At 66.1% G+C, this 18317-nt stretch carries 19 protein-coding genes; 9 read left to right on the top strand and 10 right to left on the bottom strand.

The window, feature by feature from the left end; translation table 11 throughout:
• The 5 genes from ACT54X_RS21715 to ACT54X_RS21695 all read left to right on the top strand — a co-directional run.
• A partial coding sequence (locus ACT54X_RS21715) for a LysM peptidoglycan-binding domain-containing protein (RefSeq protein WP_476348511.1) occupies nt 1-929 on the top strand: 929 nt, incomplete at its 5' end.
• Nucleotides 930-966: 37 nt separating this feature from the next.
• Complete coding sequence (locus tag ACT54X_RS21710; RefSeq protein WP_476348509.1) at nt 967-1536, top strand: hypothetical protein; 570 nt, start codon at nt 967-969, stop codon at nt 1534-1536.
• 8 nt (nt 1537-1544) lie between these two features.
• Nucleotides 1545-2327 (top strand): Mu transposase domain-containing protein, encoded by a 783-nt coding sequence (locus tag ACT54X_RS21705; RefSeq protein ID WP_476348507.1) that lies wholly within the window; start codon nt 1545-1547, stop codon nt 2325-2327.
• 41 nt (nt 2328-2368) lie between these two features.
• The gene (gene istB, locus ACT54X_RS21700) at nt 2369-3184 is read left to right on the top strand and encodes an IS21-like element helper ATPase IstB (RefSeq protein WP_476348524.1); all 816 of its coding nucleotides are present in this window, start codon (nt 2369-2371) and stop codon (nt 3182-3184) included.
• A 25-nt stretch (nt 3185-3209) separates the two neighbouring features.
• Nucleotides 3210-3434: an RHS repeat domain-containing protein gene (locus tag ACT54X_RS21695; RefSeq protein WP_476348505.1), complete on the top strand. Its 225-nt coding sequence runs from the start codon at nt 3210-3212 to the stop codon at nt 3432-3434.
• Nucleotides 3435-3687: 253 nt separating this feature from the next.
• Here ACT54X_RS21695 and ACT54X_RS21690 read toward each other — a convergent pair whose 3' ends face one another.
• The 6 genes from ACT54X_RS21690 to glmS form a co-directional block, all read right to left on the bottom strand.
• Entirely contained in the window at nt 3688-4659 is a 972-nt protein-coding gene (locus tag ACT54X_RS21690; protein WP_476348503.1) for an IS5 family transposase, read from the bottom strand.
• 66 nt (nt 4660-4725) lie between these two features.
• Entirely contained in the window at nt 4726-5508 is a 783-nt protein-coding gene (locus tag ACT54X_RS21685; RefSeq protein ID WP_476348501.1) for a 2OG-Fe(II)-dependent halogenase WelO5 family protein, read from the bottom strand.
• 19 nt (nt 5509-5527) lie between these two features.
• Complete coding sequence (locus ACT54X_RS21680) at nt 5528-6514, bottom strand: hypothetical protein (RefSeq protein WP_476348499.1); 987 nt, start codon at nt 6512-6514, stop codon at nt 5528-5530.
• 19 nt (nt 6515-6533) lie between these two features.
• A complete protein-coding gene (locus tag ACT54X_RS21675) occupies nt 6534-8003 on the bottom strand; it encodes a YcaO-like family protein (protein WP_476348497.1) in 1470 nt (489 codons plus the stop codon).
• Between the two features lie 5 nt (nt 8004-8008).
• The gene (locus ACT54X_RS21670) at nt 8009-8773 is read right to left on the bottom strand and encodes a Hint domain-containing protein (RefSeq protein ID WP_294375350.1); all 765 of its coding nucleotides are present in this window, start codon (nt 8771-8773) and stop codon (nt 8009-8011) included.
• Nucleotides 8774-9472: 699 nt separating this feature from the next.
• Entirely contained in the window at nt 9473-11350 is a 1878-nt protein-coding gene (gene glmS, locus ACT54X_RS21665; protein WP_354319530.1) for a glutamine--fructose-6-phosphate transaminase (isomerizing), read from the bottom strand.
• A gap of 158 nt (nt 11351-11508) precedes the next feature.
• Between glmS and ACT54X_RS21660 the strand changes: the two genes are divergently transcribed.
• Entirely contained in the window at nt 11509-11979 is a 471-nt protein-coding gene (locus ACT54X_RS21660) for an Lrp/AsnC family transcriptional regulator (protein ID WP_476348494.1), read from the top strand.
• A 156-nt stretch (nt 11980-12135) separates the two neighbouring features.
• Here the strand turns inward: ACT54X_RS21660 and glmU are convergent, their stop codons facing one another.
• Nucleotides 12136-13569, bottom strand: coding sequence for a bifunctional UDP-N-acetylglucosamine diphosphorylase/glucosamine-1-phosphate N-acetyltransferase GlmU (gene glmU / locus ACT54X_RS21655; protein WP_476348492.1), 1434 nt, complete (start codon nt 13567-13569; stop codon nt 12136-12138).
• Between the two features lie 85 nt (nt 13570-13654).
• Between glmU and ACT54X_RS21650 the strand changes: the two genes are divergently transcribed.
• Nucleotides 13655-14509 (top strand): DUF6279 family lipoprotein, encoded by an 855-nt coding sequence (locus ACT54X_RS21650; RefSeq protein WP_476348490.1) that lies wholly within the window; start codon nt 13655-13657, stop codon nt 14507-14509.
• Between the two features lie 211 nt (nt 14510-14720).
• Here ACT54X_RS21650 and ACT54X_RS21645 read toward each other — a convergent pair whose 3' ends face one another.
• Entirely contained in the window at nt 14721-15470 is a 750-nt protein-coding gene (locus ACT54X_RS21645) for a Crp/Fnr family transcriptional regulator (RefSeq protein WP_294373293.1), read from the bottom strand.
• Between the two features lie 108 nt (nt 15471-15578).
• Here ACT54X_RS21645 and ACT54X_RS21640 point away from each other — a divergent pair, with 108 nt between their 5' ends.
• Nucleotides 15579-15986, top strand: a complete 408-nt coding sequence (locus ACT54X_RS21640) for a BLUF domain-containing protein (protein ID WP_294373295.1) — start codon at nt 15579-15581, stop codon at nt 15984-15986.
• Between the two features lie 165 nt (nt 15987-16151).
• Here the strand turns inward: ACT54X_RS21640 and ACT54X_RS21635 are convergent, their stop codons facing one another.
• Complete coding sequence (locus ACT54X_RS21635) at nt 16152-16466, bottom strand: DUF2917 domain-containing protein (RefSeq protein WP_476348488.1); 315 nt, start codon at nt 16464-16466, stop codon at nt 16152-16154.
• A gap of 160 nt (nt 16467-16626) precedes the next feature.
• Between ACT54X_RS21635 and ACT54X_RS21630 the strand changes: the two genes are divergently transcribed.
• On the top strand, nt 16627-17610 hold the full coding sequence (locus tag ACT54X_RS21630; protein WP_476348486.1) for a LysR substrate-binding domain-containing protein: 984 nt from the start codon (nt 16627-16629) through the stop codon (nt 17608-17610).
• Nucleotides 17611-17695: 85 nt separating this feature from the next.
• Here ACT54X_RS21630 and ACT54X_RS21625 read toward each other — a convergent pair whose 3' ends face one another.
• Entirely contained in the window at nt 17696-18313 is a 618-nt protein-coding gene (locus tag ACT54X_RS21625) for a 5-formyltetrahydrofolate cyclo-ligase (protein ID WP_114801292.1), read from the bottom strand.
• Nucleotides 18314-18317: the final 4 nt, after the last annotated feature.

Raw genomic sequence — 18317 nt, 5'->3', positions numbered from 1 at the left:
TGGGGCGGCTGACGGTCAGCAGTCGAGACAACGAAGTGGTGGACCAGCGCCAGTACGACGCGGCCGGGCGGGTGCTCGGCAGCGGCACCGTGCGGGCCGTGTTCGACTCGAACTACGCGCTGAACTATCTGGCGGCCACGGGCAGCAGCCTGCAGTACCGCACCAGCCAGTACGGCGCCAACGGCGAGCTCACCCACCAGAGCACCAGCGAGTGGCGAATGGTGCAGGCCGATCCAGTGTCGGTGCCGAACAGCTTCAAGAGCGATGTGAGCTACACCGACTATGACGGTGAAGGCAACCTGCGCAGCTACACCGCAGCCAGCCTGAACGCCACATCGCAGGCCTTCAGCAGCAGCACCACCACCTTGAGCTATGTGCGGGCGCAGGGCTATCAGCAGGTCAAGAACAGCACGCAGAGCGCGAGCGCTTCTGGCGATCTCTACCAAGACTATGACGTCAACGGCCACCTGATCCATACGGGCAACACAGGCGGCTTCAACACGCGCGACCACAGCTTCGTGAACGACGCCAATGGCACGGCGCTGTTCGGCTTCTACGGCGACAGCGCCAATCCGCAGCAGGGCCAGCGCCAGGTGGTGGTCAACGGCGAGGTGCTGGGCCGCTACGGCTGGGTGCCCGACGAGCGCTACGAGGGCTGGAGCTTCCCGGTGCCCGGGTTCACGCCCTTCACCCAGAAGACGGACATCCAGTTGGGCACTCAGCCCCTGAGCAGTGCAGCCAGCGCGCCGAGCACCTGGTCGGTGGCCCGGGGCGACACCCTGCAGGGCATCGCCCGAAGCGTCTACGGCGACGAGAGCCTGTGGTACCGGATCGCGGACGCCAATGGCCTGAGCGGCAATGCCGATCTCAAGCTCGGGCAGGTGCTGCGTGTCAGTGGCACTCCAATAATCCCCAGTTGTGGCATCTGAAATTTCCCCACCCATCGACAACGCGAAGGAGCGAGAGATGGAAAAGGAAAAGCAAGATCAAGATCAAGATCAAGACAAGGCGGCGCAGGCCGCTACCGTGCCCGTTGGAGAACGAAGCATGGAGGTGGCCGTGGTTGGCCAGGAGCAATGGCAGGCGATACGCGAGCGCGGAGCTGCAGGCCAGGCCGTCTCGTTGATCGCACGGGAGATGGGGCTGGATCGCAAGACGGTGAGGAACTGCTTGCGGCGCGAGACATGGAAGCCGTACAGGCGCGAAGTGACAAGGCCTACGCTGCTCGATGCGCACATGGAGTGGCTGCGCTGGCGGGCGCCACAAGTGGGTTTCTCCGCACGTGTGCTGTTCCAGGAACTGCGCACGCGCGGGTTCACGGGCTGCTACGAAGTGGTGAAGGTCGCAGTGCGGCCGTTGCGCGCGAACGCCTCGGTGGCCGCGCTCACGCAGATGCGCTTTGAGACCGCGCCGGGCGAGCAGGCCCAGGTTGACTGGGGCCAGGTCAAGGTCTGGCTGGGCGAGCAGCCCACGCGCGTGCACGTGTTCGTGATGACGCTGGGTTACAGCCGGCGCGGTTATGCCGAGGGTATCTGAACGAGCGCATGGACAGCCTGCTGTCGGCGCACGAACGTGCCTTCGCGCACTTCGGCGGCGTGTGCCAGACGCTGCTGTACGACCGTATGCGCACGGTTGCCATCGGCACGAGCGAGGACGATGCCGGTGTGCACCGGGCCAAGCTGAACGCCACCTTCCAGGCCTTTGCCGGCCACTGGGGCTTCGTGATCCGGCTGTGCCGACCCTACCGCGCCCAGACCAAAGGCAAGGTCGAGTCGGGGGTGAAGTACATCAAGCGCAACTTCGTGCCCGGCCGCCGGTTCCGGGATCTGGAGGACTTCAACGCCCAGCTCGCAGCCTGGCAGGCCGAGATCGCCGACGTGCGCGTGCACGGCACCACGCACCAGCGGCCCATCGAGCGCTTCGCCGAGGAAGCGCGCGCACTGATGCCTGCTACCGGCCAGCGCAGCTTCCTTGAGGCCATGGTGCGCGAGCGTGTGGTCGCCGAGGACTGGTTGGTGGCCATCGATGCCAACCGCTACTCGGTGCCGTTCCGCCTGATCGGCAAGACCGTGCAGGTCAGTCGTGAAGGCGGTCACTGGGTCATCCGTCACAAAGGCAAGGTGGTGGCCGAGCACGCGGTGCTCAGCGGGCGTGCACAACTCAGCGTGCTGCCCGAGCACGGCCCCGGGGCCATCCCGCGCAACCAGCGCCAGCGCTTCGCGGTGGTCGCGGACCGGCCGGCGCCGGTTCACAGCGAACGCGACGTCGAGGTCCGCGACCTCGGTGTCTACGACCAGTTGCTGGACGCCGTGCGGGAGGCTGCGTGATGACCAGCACCACTCGCACCCCGAAAATCGCCCAGGCGGTCATGACGCCCTCGGCCATGACGACACCGGCGCAGCTCGAACGCCTCGGCGAGCACCTGCGCAAGCTGCGACTGCTCAAGAGCGGCGAGCGGCTGGAGGCGCTGTTGCAGCACGCCGCCGCGCAGGAGCTGCCGTACGCCGAGTTCCTGGAGCAGGTGCTCGGCGAGGAGGTGGCGGCCAAGACCAGCAAGAACATCGCCATGCGCACGGCGATGGCCCGGCTGCCGTTCGTCAAACCGCTGGAGACCTTCGAGTTCGACTACCAACCCTCCATCGACCGCAAGCAGGTGCAGGTGCTTGCCAGCTGCCACTTCATTGAGCACGGCGACAACGTGATCGTGCTGGGGCCTCCGGGCGTGGGCAAGACGCACCTAGCGGCCTCGCTGGGCCTGAAGGCCATCGGCAACGGCTACCGGGTGTTGTTCACCACAGCGGCCAACCTGATCGCCGTGCTCACCAGGGCGCACGCCGAGGGGCGGCTGGAAGAGAAGCTCAAGGTCTACGCCACGCCCAGGCTGTTGATCATTGATGAGATCGGCTACCTGCCCATCGACCGGCTGGGGGCCAACCTGTTCTTCCAGCTGATCAGCCGGCGCTACGAGCGCGGTCCCATGATCCTGACCAGCAACCAGAGCTTCTCGGCCTGGGGTGACGTCTTTGGCGACCGGGTCATCGCCACGGCCATCCTGGACCGGCTGCTGCACCACGCAGTGACGCTGAACATACGGGGCAACTCGTACCGGCTGAAAGACAAACTCAAGGCCGGCCTCATCCGAACCAACGACAACGAGGGTTCACAACCGGGTGGGGAAATTTAGATTGCCATGGGTGGGGAAAATTGAAATGCCCTTGACACCCTACGACGGATGGGGCCGCCTGTCGGGCTACATCGACATCGGCCGAGCCAGCCACGGCTACGCCTACGACCACGCCGGCCAGCTCGTGGCACAAAGCAGCAGCCGGGGCCAGAACCGGGTCTACAGCTACGACGCGGCCGGCCAGCTGGTGCAGATCAACGACATCGCCCTGGGCCAGACCACCCGCTACCTCCAACTTCTAATCGCTTAGGCTCAGCCACAGTCCAACACCATCCACTGAAATCCTAGGTGTTGCACTTCAGGTTTGAATTTACCCAGGGACCTCGCCCTTCGCCAGCTGTCTAGGGAAGGTCTGCAAAACCCCGTTTTCGCGGAGACCGACGTGCATCGAGGCGTATTGATCGATGCTTGAGGTCCTGGGGGCGTCCCACAAGGCTCTGCATGCCCCTTCGTACCTGCACCTGCACGCTGTCACGGGGCTGCTGGTGCCCCAGCGGACACAGTTATCCCTGCGTGCTCAACAAATGCCGCCGCGCCATCCACAGATTGCTCATCGCGAACAGCATCGTCACGCGAGCCGTGTTCTTGGCCAAGCCGCGATAGCGGACCTTGGCATGGCCGAACTGCTGCTTGATCACTCTGAACGGGTGTTCGACCTTCGCTCGAACGCTCGCCTTCAGTTGCTCCAGTCCCTGCCGCAGACGGTCCACTTCGCTATCTGCCTGCAGCGCCCGGCGCTTGCCCGGGCGCATGGCGATGTGCCACGTCACGTCCAACTGCCTGGCCTCTTCGCGCTTGGCAACACCCTGGTTGCCCGCATCCCCGAATACATGCTGCTCCTGGCCGTGCAACAACGCCGCCGCCTGCGTCACGTCGTTGACGTTGGCCGCCGTGCCGATGACCGTGTGCACCAGTCCCGATTCGGCATCCACGCCAACGTGCGCCTTCATGCCAAAGTGCCATTGGTTGCCCTTCTTGGTCTGATGCATCTGCGGATCGCGCGCGTTGTCCTTGTTCTTGGTCGAACTGGGCGCCGCGATGATCGTGGCATCCACCACGGTGCCGGTACGCAGCATCAGGCCGTGCTCGGCGAGATGGGCGTTGATGGTGGCCAACACCTGCGGAGCCAGCGCATGCCGCTGCAGGAGGTGGCGAAAGCGAAGGATCGTGGTCTCGTCGGGCATGCGCGCTGCGCCCTCCAGCCCGGCGAAGCGGCGATACAGCGGGCGCTCGTGCAGTTCTTCTTCCACGGCCGGATCGCTAAGGTTCCACCAAAGCTGCAGGCAGTGGATGCGCAGCATGGTCTCGATGGCAAACGGGGGCCGTCCGCCGAGCGCCTGGTGCGCACCGCGCGCATAGGGCTGGATCAAGGCAACCAGCGCAGCCCAGGGCACGACCTGGTTCATCTCTTCCAGGAAGACCTCCTTGCGCGTCTTCCTGGGCAACGGATCAAGACCGAGTGGAATCTGGCTCATGCCCGCATCCTCACCGATGCTCGACTACTGCGCCAGCCCTATCGCAAGGGGTTTTGCAGACCTTCCCTAGCAATAGAAAACGAGAGGCTGTTGATCGGATCGATAACCAATGAAGGTCGCGCAAGCGATTCGCTGACGCGCCCCTTCCGTCATGACGATCGCGTGCATGGAAGTTGATCTAAAGAGAATGAGATCCCCCTGCTCCGGGCCGATGCGGAGCGTCGAGGGCGGCAGTTGATCGCGCAGAACACCCGCCTTCCCCGGCGCGCGGATGGACTGATACGCGGAGCGGGGCAACGACAGATCCCAGATCTCCAGTTCACCGCCCTTGCTTGACGTGCGCAGATAGATGTTCGCCGCCAACTGCTCGGCAATGCTCGCGGACAGGTCAATGTCTCCCGCGATCAGGCGATCCTGATGGGGTTCGGTAGACCCTCCGGCATTGACGATGCGCACCACGCCCGTGAAGGCTTTGGAGCCATTGATGACCCCTAAGTGCGCGCCAGCCGGCCAAGCCTCGTCCAAGGCCAAGCGCAGCTTGTCGATCGGAGTGAGATAAGGTGAGCACAGGGCCCTGAGCGCGCCGACCTCTTCAGCAGCGGCCTGCTGATAGGCCTGCATGGCAACCGGCGACCCCGCAGATTCTCCAAGGGATGGTCCATACCGCTCCATGCGGGTGGCCAGTTTGAACTGCCGCAAAGCCGGATAGTCAAGAACACGCTCAGCGACTTGCTCGCATTGGGCTCGGGGATAGAAGTGAGAGATTCGCAGCGCGAGGAAATCACCTCTGATGAGGGCGAGCAGATCCGCCGTGCAAAGATCTTGGCATTCTTTCAATGTACTTTTCATGAGGCTGCGGCGCTCTGCTCTAAAAATAAACTGACTTCGTTGGACAGTCGAACAACTCGCTGAGCATCGTGTCGTAGCCGTGGTGGGGAAAGAGAGGGTTCGAATTCAATTCAAGCCACCACAGGCGGCCCTCGTTGTCGAGCACTGCGTCGATGCTGCTGATCACAGGGGCGCGGGTCGCTTGCTGGAGGGCTCGGGCCACGGCCGTGCCTGCGCCGAGAAGCTGGGATCCGCATCGTTGTTGCAGTTCGGGAAGTCGGTTGGGCGTGTTCCGCAGCGCGCTGGGCGGGCGAAAGGTTCGACCGTACCGGAAATCGATCCAGACGGACTGTCCCGGTTCGGGAATGCTGTCGCTGTCCAGACCTTGGAACCGGACGCACGCCAGCATCAAAGCGCTATCGGCGCCGAAGCTGGAACCTTCGGCACCATGCAGGCGTTGAGTGATGAGCGCCTCCATCCGTGAGATGCCATCGCCAGTGACAGTGGGCCAGTCCTGTATGTCGGCGCATACGGGGCGAGCGCCCCAAAGCCACACCTTGACGCTGCGGCCCTCCAGGAATTGTTCGGCAAAGCAACCACTGGACGTTGGCATGCAGGGGGGATCAAGTTGGCCCGGCAGAACCGGGCCGCACATGCCCTCACCAAAGGAGCCACCTTGCCGCTTCTGGATGTAGGGAAGTGCAGGTCGCTGGTCCGCAGGCCAAGTGGCCGGTACACGAAGCCCTTGAGAGGCAAAGTACGACTTGAAAAGCAGCTTGTCGGTAGTGAGGGGCGTCTTGTACTCGCGGTACGGGCGCCAGCCGCAGAATCCGCCGGCAGCAGGCGTCAATTGGCGCGTATAGCCAAGTTGCCCTTGATGGACGACGCTGAATTGCGGGTAGAAGACGAAGTAGCGGTTGGCGCAGCGAATCTCCACTTCGAAGGTTTTCACGTCGAGAGTGGCCTCCGCACTGTGCCTCTCTGCCCACGTGCGGACTGCGCGGAAGTGATCCAGCAGGGTAGACATGGCCATGTGACAGACAGCCTCAGGGGAGGGGGTGCGGAAAGCGACCATGGGGATGGACATCAGTGCCCATTCCCCGCGGCAAGGCATCCCAACCAATTGCCAAAGGGATGAGCCCCGGGACCAGCACCCGCACCGTTCTTATGATCTGGCCACTGGGCGCGAGCGGGGCATCGAGAGGTGTCATGTCGACCCAGGCGGCCCCGACCAAGCCGTGCTCTTCCAGACGGGCCTGCAATGAAGTGGGCCACCTCTGCCGGGCGTGCTCGAAGCTCAGCTCGATAGTGCTTTGTGTGATGGCGTGGGCACGGCGGAAATAGCGGCGTTGTGCGTACAGATCACCATGATCTACCGCCCGCCGGCAGTTGAACGGCCCCACATTGCCCCCACGGGAAGGCAGACTGCATCGGAGCACCGCTGTTACGAGCGACTCGGCCAGGGAATGCTCCAACGCTGCTTCCAGGTCGTTTCCACAGGCGGTCGACACGACGCAAACGCCTTGGCGGGCATGGGTACAGGCAGTTATCACCACGGGGCCCCCTGCTCCTTGGAGGATGCCAACATCCACCTCCAGCGACTGCCCTTCGGCGTGTCGCAGCAACTCGCGGACGATGGGTGGCAGCGTCTTCCGCAGGATGGAATGCGATGGCTTCTGCGCGAGCCAATGTCTTGCCAGGGCGTCGCGCTCGACGACCTCCAACCCCGCCCTCTCAATGGCGAGGTGCACGTTTACGTCGCTTGCACAACCAGAGGTGGTCGGCCACATGAGCGCGCAATCTGGCGCTTCCCCATGGGAGGAGCGCACGTCGTAGACCAGTTGAGCATGACACCACGTGGGCTGATCGTCCTGAAGCTGAGTTGCCTTCAACCAGGGATGTTGATCGCTACTTGAATACGGCTTCAGGGCCAGTGCTGGATTCCTGTACTGTTCCGGCGCGTACTGAATCAGCGTCAGAGGACTCATGTGGCGCGGCAATTCCGAGGATTTACAAACGCGGATCGCTCGCGGAGGATGGCGGTACGCGTACCTTTCGCATGCCTCGGAGCGTGCGATATCCATGGCCATTTGCGCCTCTGCTGACCGGCCGAACCCCATTGCCAGAGGTGCGGCGGAGCCCATGACCGTCGCTTGAAAGGACTTGAAGCCAAGGTCGGTGACTGCTGCTGGCAGTTGTGGGTCAAGCGACGTCAATTGGATGGCCGCTCGCCGCGGCTGCACTGCGGCCGGGCCATCCGTCGTCATCGCCCCTTGAAGAAGCAGGCCATCCAGAAACCCAGACACAAATGGCCAAGCAGTCCGTGCAACCAACTCTGCTTCAATTTCGGAGCGTGAGCGGGAGCCGTCGCCCACGTGAATCAGTGCGTTCAACACCCTAGCCGGCGCTTGAATCTCTGCTTTTCCATCCGCCTTCTCCACAATCAAGCAGCGTGAACCATGCTTGAGGATCTTTCCCAAGCGCAGAAGTGGTGAAGTTCCGCGCGCGGACGTCATGAGCATCAGGCGGAGTGAAGCTCAAGCTTTCTCAACAGGTCTTGCGCGGCGGGGCGACCACTTAACCCCTGCCAGCCATTGGCGGGGGTAAGGGAGCCAAGGCAGTGACTGAACGCTGCGAAGCCTTCAACAAAGACCGCGCAGCCTTTCTCTGTAGCGATGTTGTACAACTGCGTCGATGGTGCCAAGTGATGGTAGATCGGCTGCGCATGCACCCAACCGGTCTCGTGGGCCAGTTGCTCTGGAATGTCGATTTGCAAGGGCACGGGCAGCGACGGTAGCCGCGGCTCGATGGAGTTACGCATCTCGTACATGAGGTGGTTGAGGTTGTATGTTCCCCATGTGTCGTCGCTCTTTCCATCTGCGTCCAGACGACGCACCCAAAGAGGATGCTCGTCTGAGATCACGAGGCAGTCATCGCCAAGGCCGCGCAGTTCGATGACTTTTCGGGACAATCCAAGTTTGGGCTGCTCCAGGGCCCGGACCCGGTCGGGACCTTGCATCGTCAGCACAAGATCACCGATCTTGATGCGCTCGACGGCCTTTTGTGACCCGTCCGCCATCCGAACGCGATTGCCGGCCAGATAACAGGTGTTTTCCCCAGTGTTGCAAAGAAATTCGGGTGGGATAGCCCCAGTTTCCAGTGCTGGCCGATAGGGCCGGGTGGTAATCGACCACCCTTCAGGATCATCCTGCTGCGACTCCCGATCAAGCACCGCGGACACATTGCCGTTCACATGTACAGCGCCAGAGTTTTGAATGATGCCCATGGCTGATTCCTCTATAGATCTGCTGTTGTAGAAAGCCACCGGCGAATAGACCTGCGGCTAGCCGCATATCCGATTGCTCTCTCCTTTGTTTAGTAGCCTTGGACGTCGCTCGGATACTAGGCGCCTGCGCTGTCCGTATAGGGATCGCGATGCGCATCGTGGTGCTCTCGCGGGGCCAGATCGGACGTAAGCGTCCCCTCACGCTACCCTGCAGTGCAGGTTGCAATACAGCAGCATGCCTGCACTTGCGAGACAGAGCACCCATCCCGATGTGGCGCGATGAGCGCATCGAGCGCACCAACGCAGGCGGCCGTCATCGTTGTCCGTTCCGATCAATGGAGAGTGGCCCCTCATGGGCCCGGCGGGAAAGTGCAAAGGTCTTGTATTGGGGCGACGCCAACACCCAAGGTTCGCCACCCCCGACGGTGCGCGTCGGGACGCGTCTCAACTCAGTCCGTGCTTATGGACGAGGCGCCACCGCTTTCGCGCCGGCTGCGTTGGGGCAGTAGCCCACGCAGTGCCCGAGCGCTTCCGGGAACGCCTGACTGAGGAGGAGCGTCCTGTCCAGAACGACCTGCAGGCGAATACGGGGAGCAGCGTGTACGGCCGCAGGAAGCGCTCGGCTGGGCCGAGGCCGTCGAAGTGTTAGCCCGAGCTATGGACGGTGCGCTCCTGATGAGAGCGTTCCGGCGTTGCCCCTCACTCCACCGTCACGCTCTTCGCCAGGTTCCGCGGCTTGTCCACATCCGTCCCCCTTGCACAGGCCGTGTGATACGCCAGCAGCTGCAGCGGCACCACATGCAGCAGCGGTGACAGGCGACCGTAGTGCTCGGGCATGCGGATCACATGCAGGCCTTCGCTGTTCTCGATGTGCGTGTCGCCGTCGGCCAGCACGTAGAGCACGCCGCCGCGGGCGCGCACTTCCTGCAGGTTGCTCTTGAGCTTGTCCAGCAGCGCGTCGTTGGGCGCCACGGCCACCACGGGCATCTCGCTGGTGACCAGCGCCAGGGGCCCGTGCTTGAGCTCGCCGGCGGCATAGGCCTCGGCATGGATGTAGGTCACTTCCTTGAGCTTGAGCGCGCCTTCCAGGGCAATGGGGTAGTGCAGGCCGCGGCCGAGGAAGAGCGCGTTCTCCTTGCGCGCGAAGTCCTCGGCCCAGGCCACCACCTGCGGCTCCAGCGCCAACACCGACTGCAGCGCCACGGGCAGGTGACGCATCTCCTTGAGGTAGCGCGCTTCGTCCTCCTCGCTCAGCCGGCCCTTGGACTGGGCCAGCGCCAGCGTCAGCAGGAAGAGCCCGGCCAGCTGCGTGGTGAAGGCCTTGGTCGAGGCCACGCCGATCTCCACCCCGGCGCGCGTGATGTAGGCCAGCTTGCATTCGCGCACCATCGCACTGGTGGCCACGTTGCAGATGGTCAGCGTCTGTTCCATGCCCAGGCTGCGCGCATGGCGCAGGGCGGCCAGCGTGTCGGCCGTCTCGCCCGACTGGCTGATCGTGACCACCAGCGTGCGCGGGTTGGGCACCGAATCGCGGTAGCGGTATTCGCTGGCGATCTCCACCTGTGTCGGCACGCCGGCGATGCCCTCCAGCCAGTACTTGGCGGTGCAGCCGCTGTAGTAGCTGGTGCCGCAGGCCAGGATCAGCACCTGGTCGATCTCCTGGAACACGCGGTAGGCGCTGGCGCCGGGCTGGCCGTCCACCTCGGCGCCGTCGAAGAGCTCGGGCACGATGCCTTCGACGCCTTCCAGCGTGTCGGCGATGGCGCGAGGCTGCTCGAAGATCTCCTTCTGCATGTAGTGGCGATAGGGGCCCAGCTCGGCCGCGCCACTGTGGGCATGCACCGTGCGCACGCGGCGCTCCACCCGCTTGTGCTGGCGGTCGGCGATCCAGTACTTGCCGGGCTGAAGGTCGACCAGATCACCCTCTTCCAGGTAGACGATCTGGTCGGTCACGCCGGCCAGGGCCATGGCGTCGCTGGCCAGGAAGTTCTCGCCCTGGCCCACGCCCAGCACCAGCGGCGAGCCGGCGCGCGCGCCGACCACGCGGTGCGGCTCGTCGCGGCAGATGACGGCGATGGCATAGGCGCCATGCAGTTGCGCCACGGCGGTCTTCACAGCCTCGAACAGGTCGCCGTCGTAGGCGCTGTCGATGAGGTGGGCGATGACCTCGGTGTCGGTCTGGCTGGCGAAGACGTAGCCGCGCGCCTGCAGTTGGGTGCGCAGGCTCTCGTGGTTCTCGATGATGCCGTTGTGCACCAGTGCGATCCGCGGCGGGCGCTGGCTGTTAGGCAGCTCGCCCACGCCATGGCTGAAGTGCGGATGGGCGTTGTGCACGGCCGGCGCGCCGTGCGTGGCCCAGCGCGTGTGGGCGATGCCGGTCTGGCCCTCGATGTGCTCGGTGCTCACCTGCGTGAGCAGGTCGGCCACGCGCGAGGTGGTGCGCGCCCGCCCCAGGCCGCCGCCCGCATGCACGGCCACGCCGCAGGAGTCATAGCCGCGGTATTCCAGCCGCTGCAGGCCCTGCACCAGCAGGGGAACGATGTCGCGATGGGAGGCTGCGCCGACGATGCCGCACATGGGGAGGTCTCCAGAAAGGTGGGAGCAGCAGGCGTGCTGCCGAGGTGGGCGATGCTAGGCGAGGCAGAATGAACGTTGCTTTCGTTTTTCTTTCCTAATTGACTGTTTATTCCGTTGCCTCCGATGAATGGAATAAACCCTCATTCAAGCATCAATTCATGGAATTTTCTAACCTCGATGCCATTGACCGGCGTCTGCTGGAAGCCCTCCAGCGCGATGCCTCGCGCACCAACCAGCAGCTGGCGGCCGACCTGCACCTGTCGCCTCCTACCTGTCTGCGGCGCGTGCAGCGCCTGCGCCAGTCGGGCCTGATCGCGCGCGAGGTGGCGTTACTGGACGTGGACCGCTTGGGCGCCACGCTCACGGCCATCGTGGAGATCTCGCTGGACCGGCAGGACGAGCAATCCCTGACCGCCTTCGAGGCGCGCGTTGCCCTGGACGAGGCGGTGCAGCAGTGCTACCGCGTCTCGCCCGGGCCAGACTTCGTGCTCATCGTCACCGTGCGCGACATGCCCGCCTACCAGGCGCTGGCGCAGCGACTGTTCACCAGCGATGCGAACGTGCGCAACGTGAAGGCCTTCTTCAGCGTGCGCCGGGCCAAGTTCGAGCCGCGGGTGCCGTTGGAATAGGGCACCTGCCCATTGCACCTGGACGGCGAACCCTTCTCCCCGTGCGGCAGTGGGATTGGGGGAAAGGGGATGCTTCACCCCAGCCGGGCCGCGCGCCCGCACTGCGGCCCCTCGTCCCCACCCTCTCCGGCGACGGAGAGGGAGCCGGTCATGCTGTCAGGGCTTCTTCGCGCCCTTCACGGGCCGCTTCCAGTTCGCGAAGCTCACCTGCCGCGCCCGGGCCACCGTCAACGCACCGGGCTCGGTGCTCTTGCCGATGGTCGAGCCGCCGCCGATGGTGCCGCCGGCACCGATCGTCACCGGCGCGATCAGCACGCAGTTGCTGCCCACGTGCACGTCGTCGCCGATCACCGTGCGGTGCTTGTTGGCGCCGTCGTAGTTGGCCGTGATGCTGCCGGCGCCGTAGTTGACACGCTCGCCCACCGTGGCGTCGCCCAAGTAGGCCAGGTGATTGGCCTTGGCGCCGTCGGCCAGGATCGAGTTCTTCACCTCGACGAAGTTGCCGATGTGCACCTCGCGGCCCAGTTGCGCGCCGGGGCGCAGGCGGGCATAGGGGCCGATGAGCGCGCCCGCGCCCACGACCACGCCGGCCGCTTCGCCGGCGATGTGGGTGTAGGGATGGATCACCGCGCCGGCCTCGATGCGCGCATCCGAGATGACGCAGTGCGCGCCGATGCGCACGCCCTCGCCCAGGTTCACGCGGCCTTCGAAGATGCAGTTGATGTCGATCTCGACATCGGCGGCGCATTCCAGCTCGCCGCGCAGGTCGAAGCGCGCCGGGTCGGCCAGGCGCACACCGGCGTCCATCAGGCGCTCGGCCTGGCGGCGCTGCCAGTCGCGCTCCAGGGCAGCCAGTTGCGCGGGGCTGTTGATGCCGGCCACCTGCAGCGCGTCGGTGGTCTTCTGCGCCACCACGGGCAGGCCCTCGGCCACGGCCATGCCGACCACGTCGGGCAAGTAGTACTCGCCCTGGGCGTTGTCGTTGGACAGCCGCGCCAGCCAGCCGGCCAGCGCGCGGGCGGGCGCCGCCATCACGCCCGAATAGATCTCTCGCACCTGGCGCTGGGCCTCGGTCGCGTCCTTGTGCTCGACGATGGCCTGCACGCCACCGGCCGCATCGCGCAGCACCCGGCCGTAGCCGGTGGGGTCGGGCAGGTCGATGGTGAGCAGCGCCAGACGCTCGCCCCCGCTGGCCTCGACCAGGGCGCGCAGCGTGTCCTCGGCGATCAGCGGCACGTCGCCCGAGAGCACCAGCACCACGCCATCGCCGGCCAGCGCCGGCACCGCCTGCTGCACGGCGTGGCCGGTGCCCAGCTGCGGCGACTGGCGCACGCAGCGCACATCGGCGCCCACCTGCCACGCCGGGATGGCGGCCTCGACCTCTTCCGCGCCATGGCCGGTGACGACCACCACGCGCCGCGCGCCCAGGCCGGCAGCCGTACGCAGCACATGGGCAAGCAGCGGCCGGCCGGCCAATCGATGCAACACTTTGGGCAGGCGACTCTTCATGCGCGTGCCCTTGCCGGCGGCCATGACGACGACATCGACGGCGATCGAGGAAAGGCTGGACGTGGTGGGTGCAATGGTCATGGTCGGTGCTGCGTCGGCAGCGTTCGAAGAGGCGGAAAGCGGTCCGCGCGAGGGGCCGCGAGGCGGCGGCAGCGGGCTGCGAAAAGTGGCGCGGATTATCGGCGCGCTGCTGCTGGCCTTCGTGCTCGGCGGCTGCAGCGCGGTGCGCCTGGCCTACAACAACCTGCCCGAGATCAGCTACTGGTGGCTGGACGGCTACCTGGACTTCGACGGCGCCCAGAGCCTGCAGGTGAAGGCGGCCCTGGCAGGCCTGCAGGAGTGGCACCGCCGCGAGGAACTGCCCCGCTTCGTCGCCCTGGCCGGTCAGGCCCGGGACCTGGCACGCGGCGACATCACGGCCGCGCAGGTCTGCGCCATGTCGGACGCGGTGCAGGCCCGCCTGCTGGCCCTGGCCGTGCGCGCCGAGCCCGAGGCGACCACGCTCGCACAGAGCCTGTCGCCCGCCCAGCTCCAGGTGCTGGAGCGCAAGTTCACCCGCATCAACGGCGAGTTCCGCCGCGAATGGCTGCGCCTGCTGCCGGCCGAGGTGCAGGACAAGCGCTACGACACCTTCCTGGACCGTTACGAGGACTTCTATGGTCCGCTTGATGCGCGCCAGCGCGAGCTGCTGCGGCAACTCGTGCGCCAGTCGGCCTTCAGCCCGCAGAAGCTGGACAACGTGCGCCGGGCGCGTCAGGCGGATGTGATGGCGCTGCTCCGGGGACTGCAGCAGCAGCCCGGCCTGCCGGCGGCGGAGGCGCAGCAACGTGTGCATGCGCTGGTGATGCGCGTCTTCGAGCCGCCGCCGGGCGAATGGCGCACGCAGCAGGACGCGCTGACGCAGGAGGGCTGCCGCAACACGGCTCAACTCCACGCGGTGATGAGCCCCGCGCAACGCGAGCGGGCCGCTCAACGCATCGAGGACTACCGGCAAGACCTGATCGCACTCACCGCGCCTTGAGGCGGCCGCAGCGCCGCGCGGCGTGTCAGTTTTCCACGGCAGTGACGCGCCGCCCACACGGCATGAAACGGGCGCCGCCACCCCGATCAAAGGGCCGCGGAGCAGGCCACGCCAGTGCACCCGCGGAACGGGCTTTGCCCGGCCGCCGGGTGCGCCCCTTGAGGGGGATGGGACTTCCACACGCAGTGAGGAAGTCCAAACGGGGTGAGCGTTAAAGCAACGGCACCGGCCGCATCGGCCGCTCGAAGTAGTCGCCCAGCGCCTCCAGCGCATGGGGCTCCAGGATCTCCAGCCAGCCGCCTTCCAGCCGGTGCAGGCCCAGGCGCTGCAGCTTGCGCAGCGTCTTGTTGGTGTGCACCAGAGACAGGCCCAGCGCATCGGCGATGTGCTGCTGCTGGAAGGGAAACTCCACCTTGTCGCCTTCCGTCATGCCCAGGTGCTGGGCACGGCGGTACAGGTGCATCAGCAGCATCGCGACCCGTTCGGCCGCCGTGCGGCGTCCGGTGGTGACGAGGTTGTCGTCCACCATCTTCTCCTCGCGCGCGGCCAGCCAGGTGATGTCGTAGCCCAGCTTGGGATGCTGCAGAAAGAAGTCCCACAGCCGGTCACGGGGAAAGGTGCAGAGCACCACGTCCGAGGCGGCCTCCACGCCGTGGGTACGGCCATCGGCGAACTCGTCCTGCAGGCCGAGCAGGTCACCCGGCAAGAGGAAGTTCAGGATCTGCCGCCGCCCATCGCCGAGCGTCTTGTAGCGGAAGGCCCAGCCCGAATAGAGCGTGTAGAGCTGGTCGCTGCGCACATGCTCGCCGATGATGCGTTCTCCCGCGGCCACACGCCGGCTGCCGGTGCGCCATTCGGCGACGGCCCGACGCTCGGGTTCGGAGAGGGCAAGAAAGGCGGGAAGGCTGCGCAGGCGGCATTCGCTGCACGGATGGCCACAGGCCGAATGGGACACCGACATCGGGCGGATGCAAGGGTTGGAGGTCGCCCAATATAGACAGTCGCCCTGTGTCTTTTGACATTCGTCCAACCCCGCTGGACGTCGGCCGTCGCCCTAAAGTGGATGGCGATGCCTGCTGACGCCCACAGCCTTTACGAGTTCTTCTACACCAGCCAACTCGATCCCCAGACCTCCCCCACTGTGGTGGGACAGATCCTGTCGAGGGCCAGGCCCCACAACGCGCAGGCGGGCGTGAGCGGACTGCTGGTGTTCGACGGCCTGCGCTTCTTCCAGCACCTGGAAGGCCCACGCGCGATGCTCGAACCGTTGATGGGCCGCATCGTCGGCGACGCCCGGCACGAGGACGTGCGCATCCTGTATGAAGGCGTGCTCGACCAGCGGCGCTACCACCGCTTCGACATGGGCTACGCCCAGACCGACGACCTCGATGCGCTTGCCGCATTGATCAGCCTCTCCGGCCTGCCCGCCGTCGAGCGCTTTTTGCATATGCGATCAGGCTTCGACATCCAGGCCTGACGGCGCGCCGACGCGCTGCATTCAAGCCGCGCGCGCCACGTCCATCCGATCTCGGGCGGCCGCGGAGCAGGCCACGCGGGACCATCCGCGGAACCGGCTCCGCCGGGCCGCAGGATGTGCCCCCTGAAAGGGGGTGGGCGGCGCGCAAAGCGCAGAGCCTGGGGGTTAGTCTTGATCCCAGGTGTAGGTCGCGCCGAAGCCGTCCCACGGCTCCATCACGATGCGCTGGCCGGCCTCGACCACCAGCGACTCGCCGGGGCCGACGACCAGGTCTTCGCTGCCCCATTGGGCCGTGGCATCGCGGGTGACCCACACGCGGCCCTGCCGCATCCGCAGCACACTGCGGCTCTGCGCCCGCAGGCTGATGGCCTGACCCGCCTTGAGCTGCCAGGCGCCACGGCGCACGGCCGGCGGAATCGCGGCGGCAGGCGCGGCGATCAGGGCTTCGCGGGTCGTGGTGCTCAGGGTGGCGGCGGTCATGGCGGTTTCTCCTCGTCGGGCAGCGTGTCGCCCATTGCGCCACGTCTGCTTCGGGAACCGATCATCTGCAGCAAGGCGCGGCCGGTCCAATGAAAACGCGCTAGGCTACTGATGCCGGCGACGCATCAATCGCCGCCCGCCCCTCCTGTCCGTCCCGCCCATGCAGCACTCCCAGACCCACCTGCGCACCCGGCCCATCGGCGCCGGCTACCTGCGCGCCTTCGAGGCCGTGGCCCGACATCTGAACTTCCGCGCCGCGGCGGAGGAGATGGCGCTGACGCAGTCCGCGGTCAGCCGCCAGATCCAGTCGCTCGAAGAAGAGGTGGGCGTGCCGCTCTTCCTGCGCCACACCCGGGCGGTGGAGCTGACCAGCGCCGGCGCACAGTTGCTGCTGGCCACGCAGCAGGCGCTGCCGCGCATCGACGGCGCCGTGCGGCTCATCCGCCAGAGCGCCGGCCGCAAGAGCGTGGCGCTGACCACTTTTGCCTCTTTCGCATCGATGTGGCTGATCCCGCGGCTGGAGGCCTTCCAGCAGGAGCATCCGGACATCGACATCCGCATCGATGCCAGCGACGTGGCGGTGGACCTGGAACTGGTCGACATCGACATGGCGCTGCGCTACGGCCCCGCCGAAGCCATGCCCGCGGGCGCGGTGCGCCTCTTCGGCGAGACGCTGATGCCGGTGGCCAGCCCCTGGCTCATCAAGAGCAGCCCGGCCATCCGTGAGCCGGCCGACATCGCCCGCTTCACGCTGATCGAGGCCGGCGACGCACATCGCTCGCATCTGGAGTGGCTGACCTGGCGTCGCTGGTTCGAGACCAACGGCCTGGCCCGCACCCAGCCGCGGCGCTGGCTGTACTTCAACTATGCGTACCAGATGGTGCAGGCCGCACTGTCGGGCCAGGGTGTGGTGCTGGCGCGCAGCCCGCTCATCGCCGAGAGCCTGGCCAGCGGCGACCTCGTGGAGGTGCTGCCGCGCCAGCGCATGGATTCGCCGATGGCCTACTGGCTGCTGGTGGCGCCGCGCAGCACCGCACGGCCGGAGATCCGCGCCTTCTGCGACTGGCTGCGCCAACAGGCCGCGGTCACGCGCAAGACCATCGGCGACGGGCCGGACCCGGACACGCTCACGGAGTTGGACTGAACACCGGCCGCGCAGGGTGTCTGCGCGGTCGGCGCAATCGCCCATCCAGCGAGATCGGTACCCATAAGGCACCCAGAGGCGCAGGTCAGCCGACGGGCCAGACCACGCCGTTGTCGTTGAGGATCGCGTCCAGCGGCACGTCGTGCGCCTCGGGCTCGAAGTCGTCGACGAAGCCGTTGGCAAAGCCCAGGCCCACGGTGAAGGGCCGGGGCTCCAGCGCCGCCAGCGTGCGGTCGTAGAAGCCGCCGCCGTAGCCCAGCCGGTAGCCGCCGGCGCTGTAGCCCAGGCAGGGCACGAACAGCAGCGTGGGCACGATCAGCTCGGTGTCCTTGGGCTTGGGGATGTCGTAGGCATCGTTCTCCATCGGGCAGCCGGGGTACCAGACGTGGAAAGTGAGCGTCTTGGTCTCGCGGTCCACCACCGGCAGGCCGATGCGGCGGCGCTGGGGCTCTTCCATCAGCTCGCCGTCCTCCTTCCAGCGATGCAGCGCCGGCAGGGGGTCGAACTCGCCCTTGATGGGCCAGTAGGCGCCGATCACCGTGTCGGGCCGGCCCACCAGCCAGAAGCGCATCACGCGCTGCAGCAGGTCGGCGCGCTGTAGGCGGTCGGGCATCGCCAGGCGTTGCTCGATGAGCGCCGCGCGGACCTGGGACTTGAGAAAGGCCGCCGTGCCCGCGCGTTCTTCACCGTGTGCTTTGTCCATAATC

The organism is Pseudacidovorax sp. DMC4 (genome assembly GCF_056314265.1).
The sequence above is the reverse complement of the archived record's forward strand: the minus strand, read 5'-3'. Positions and strand labels throughout refer to the sequence as shown.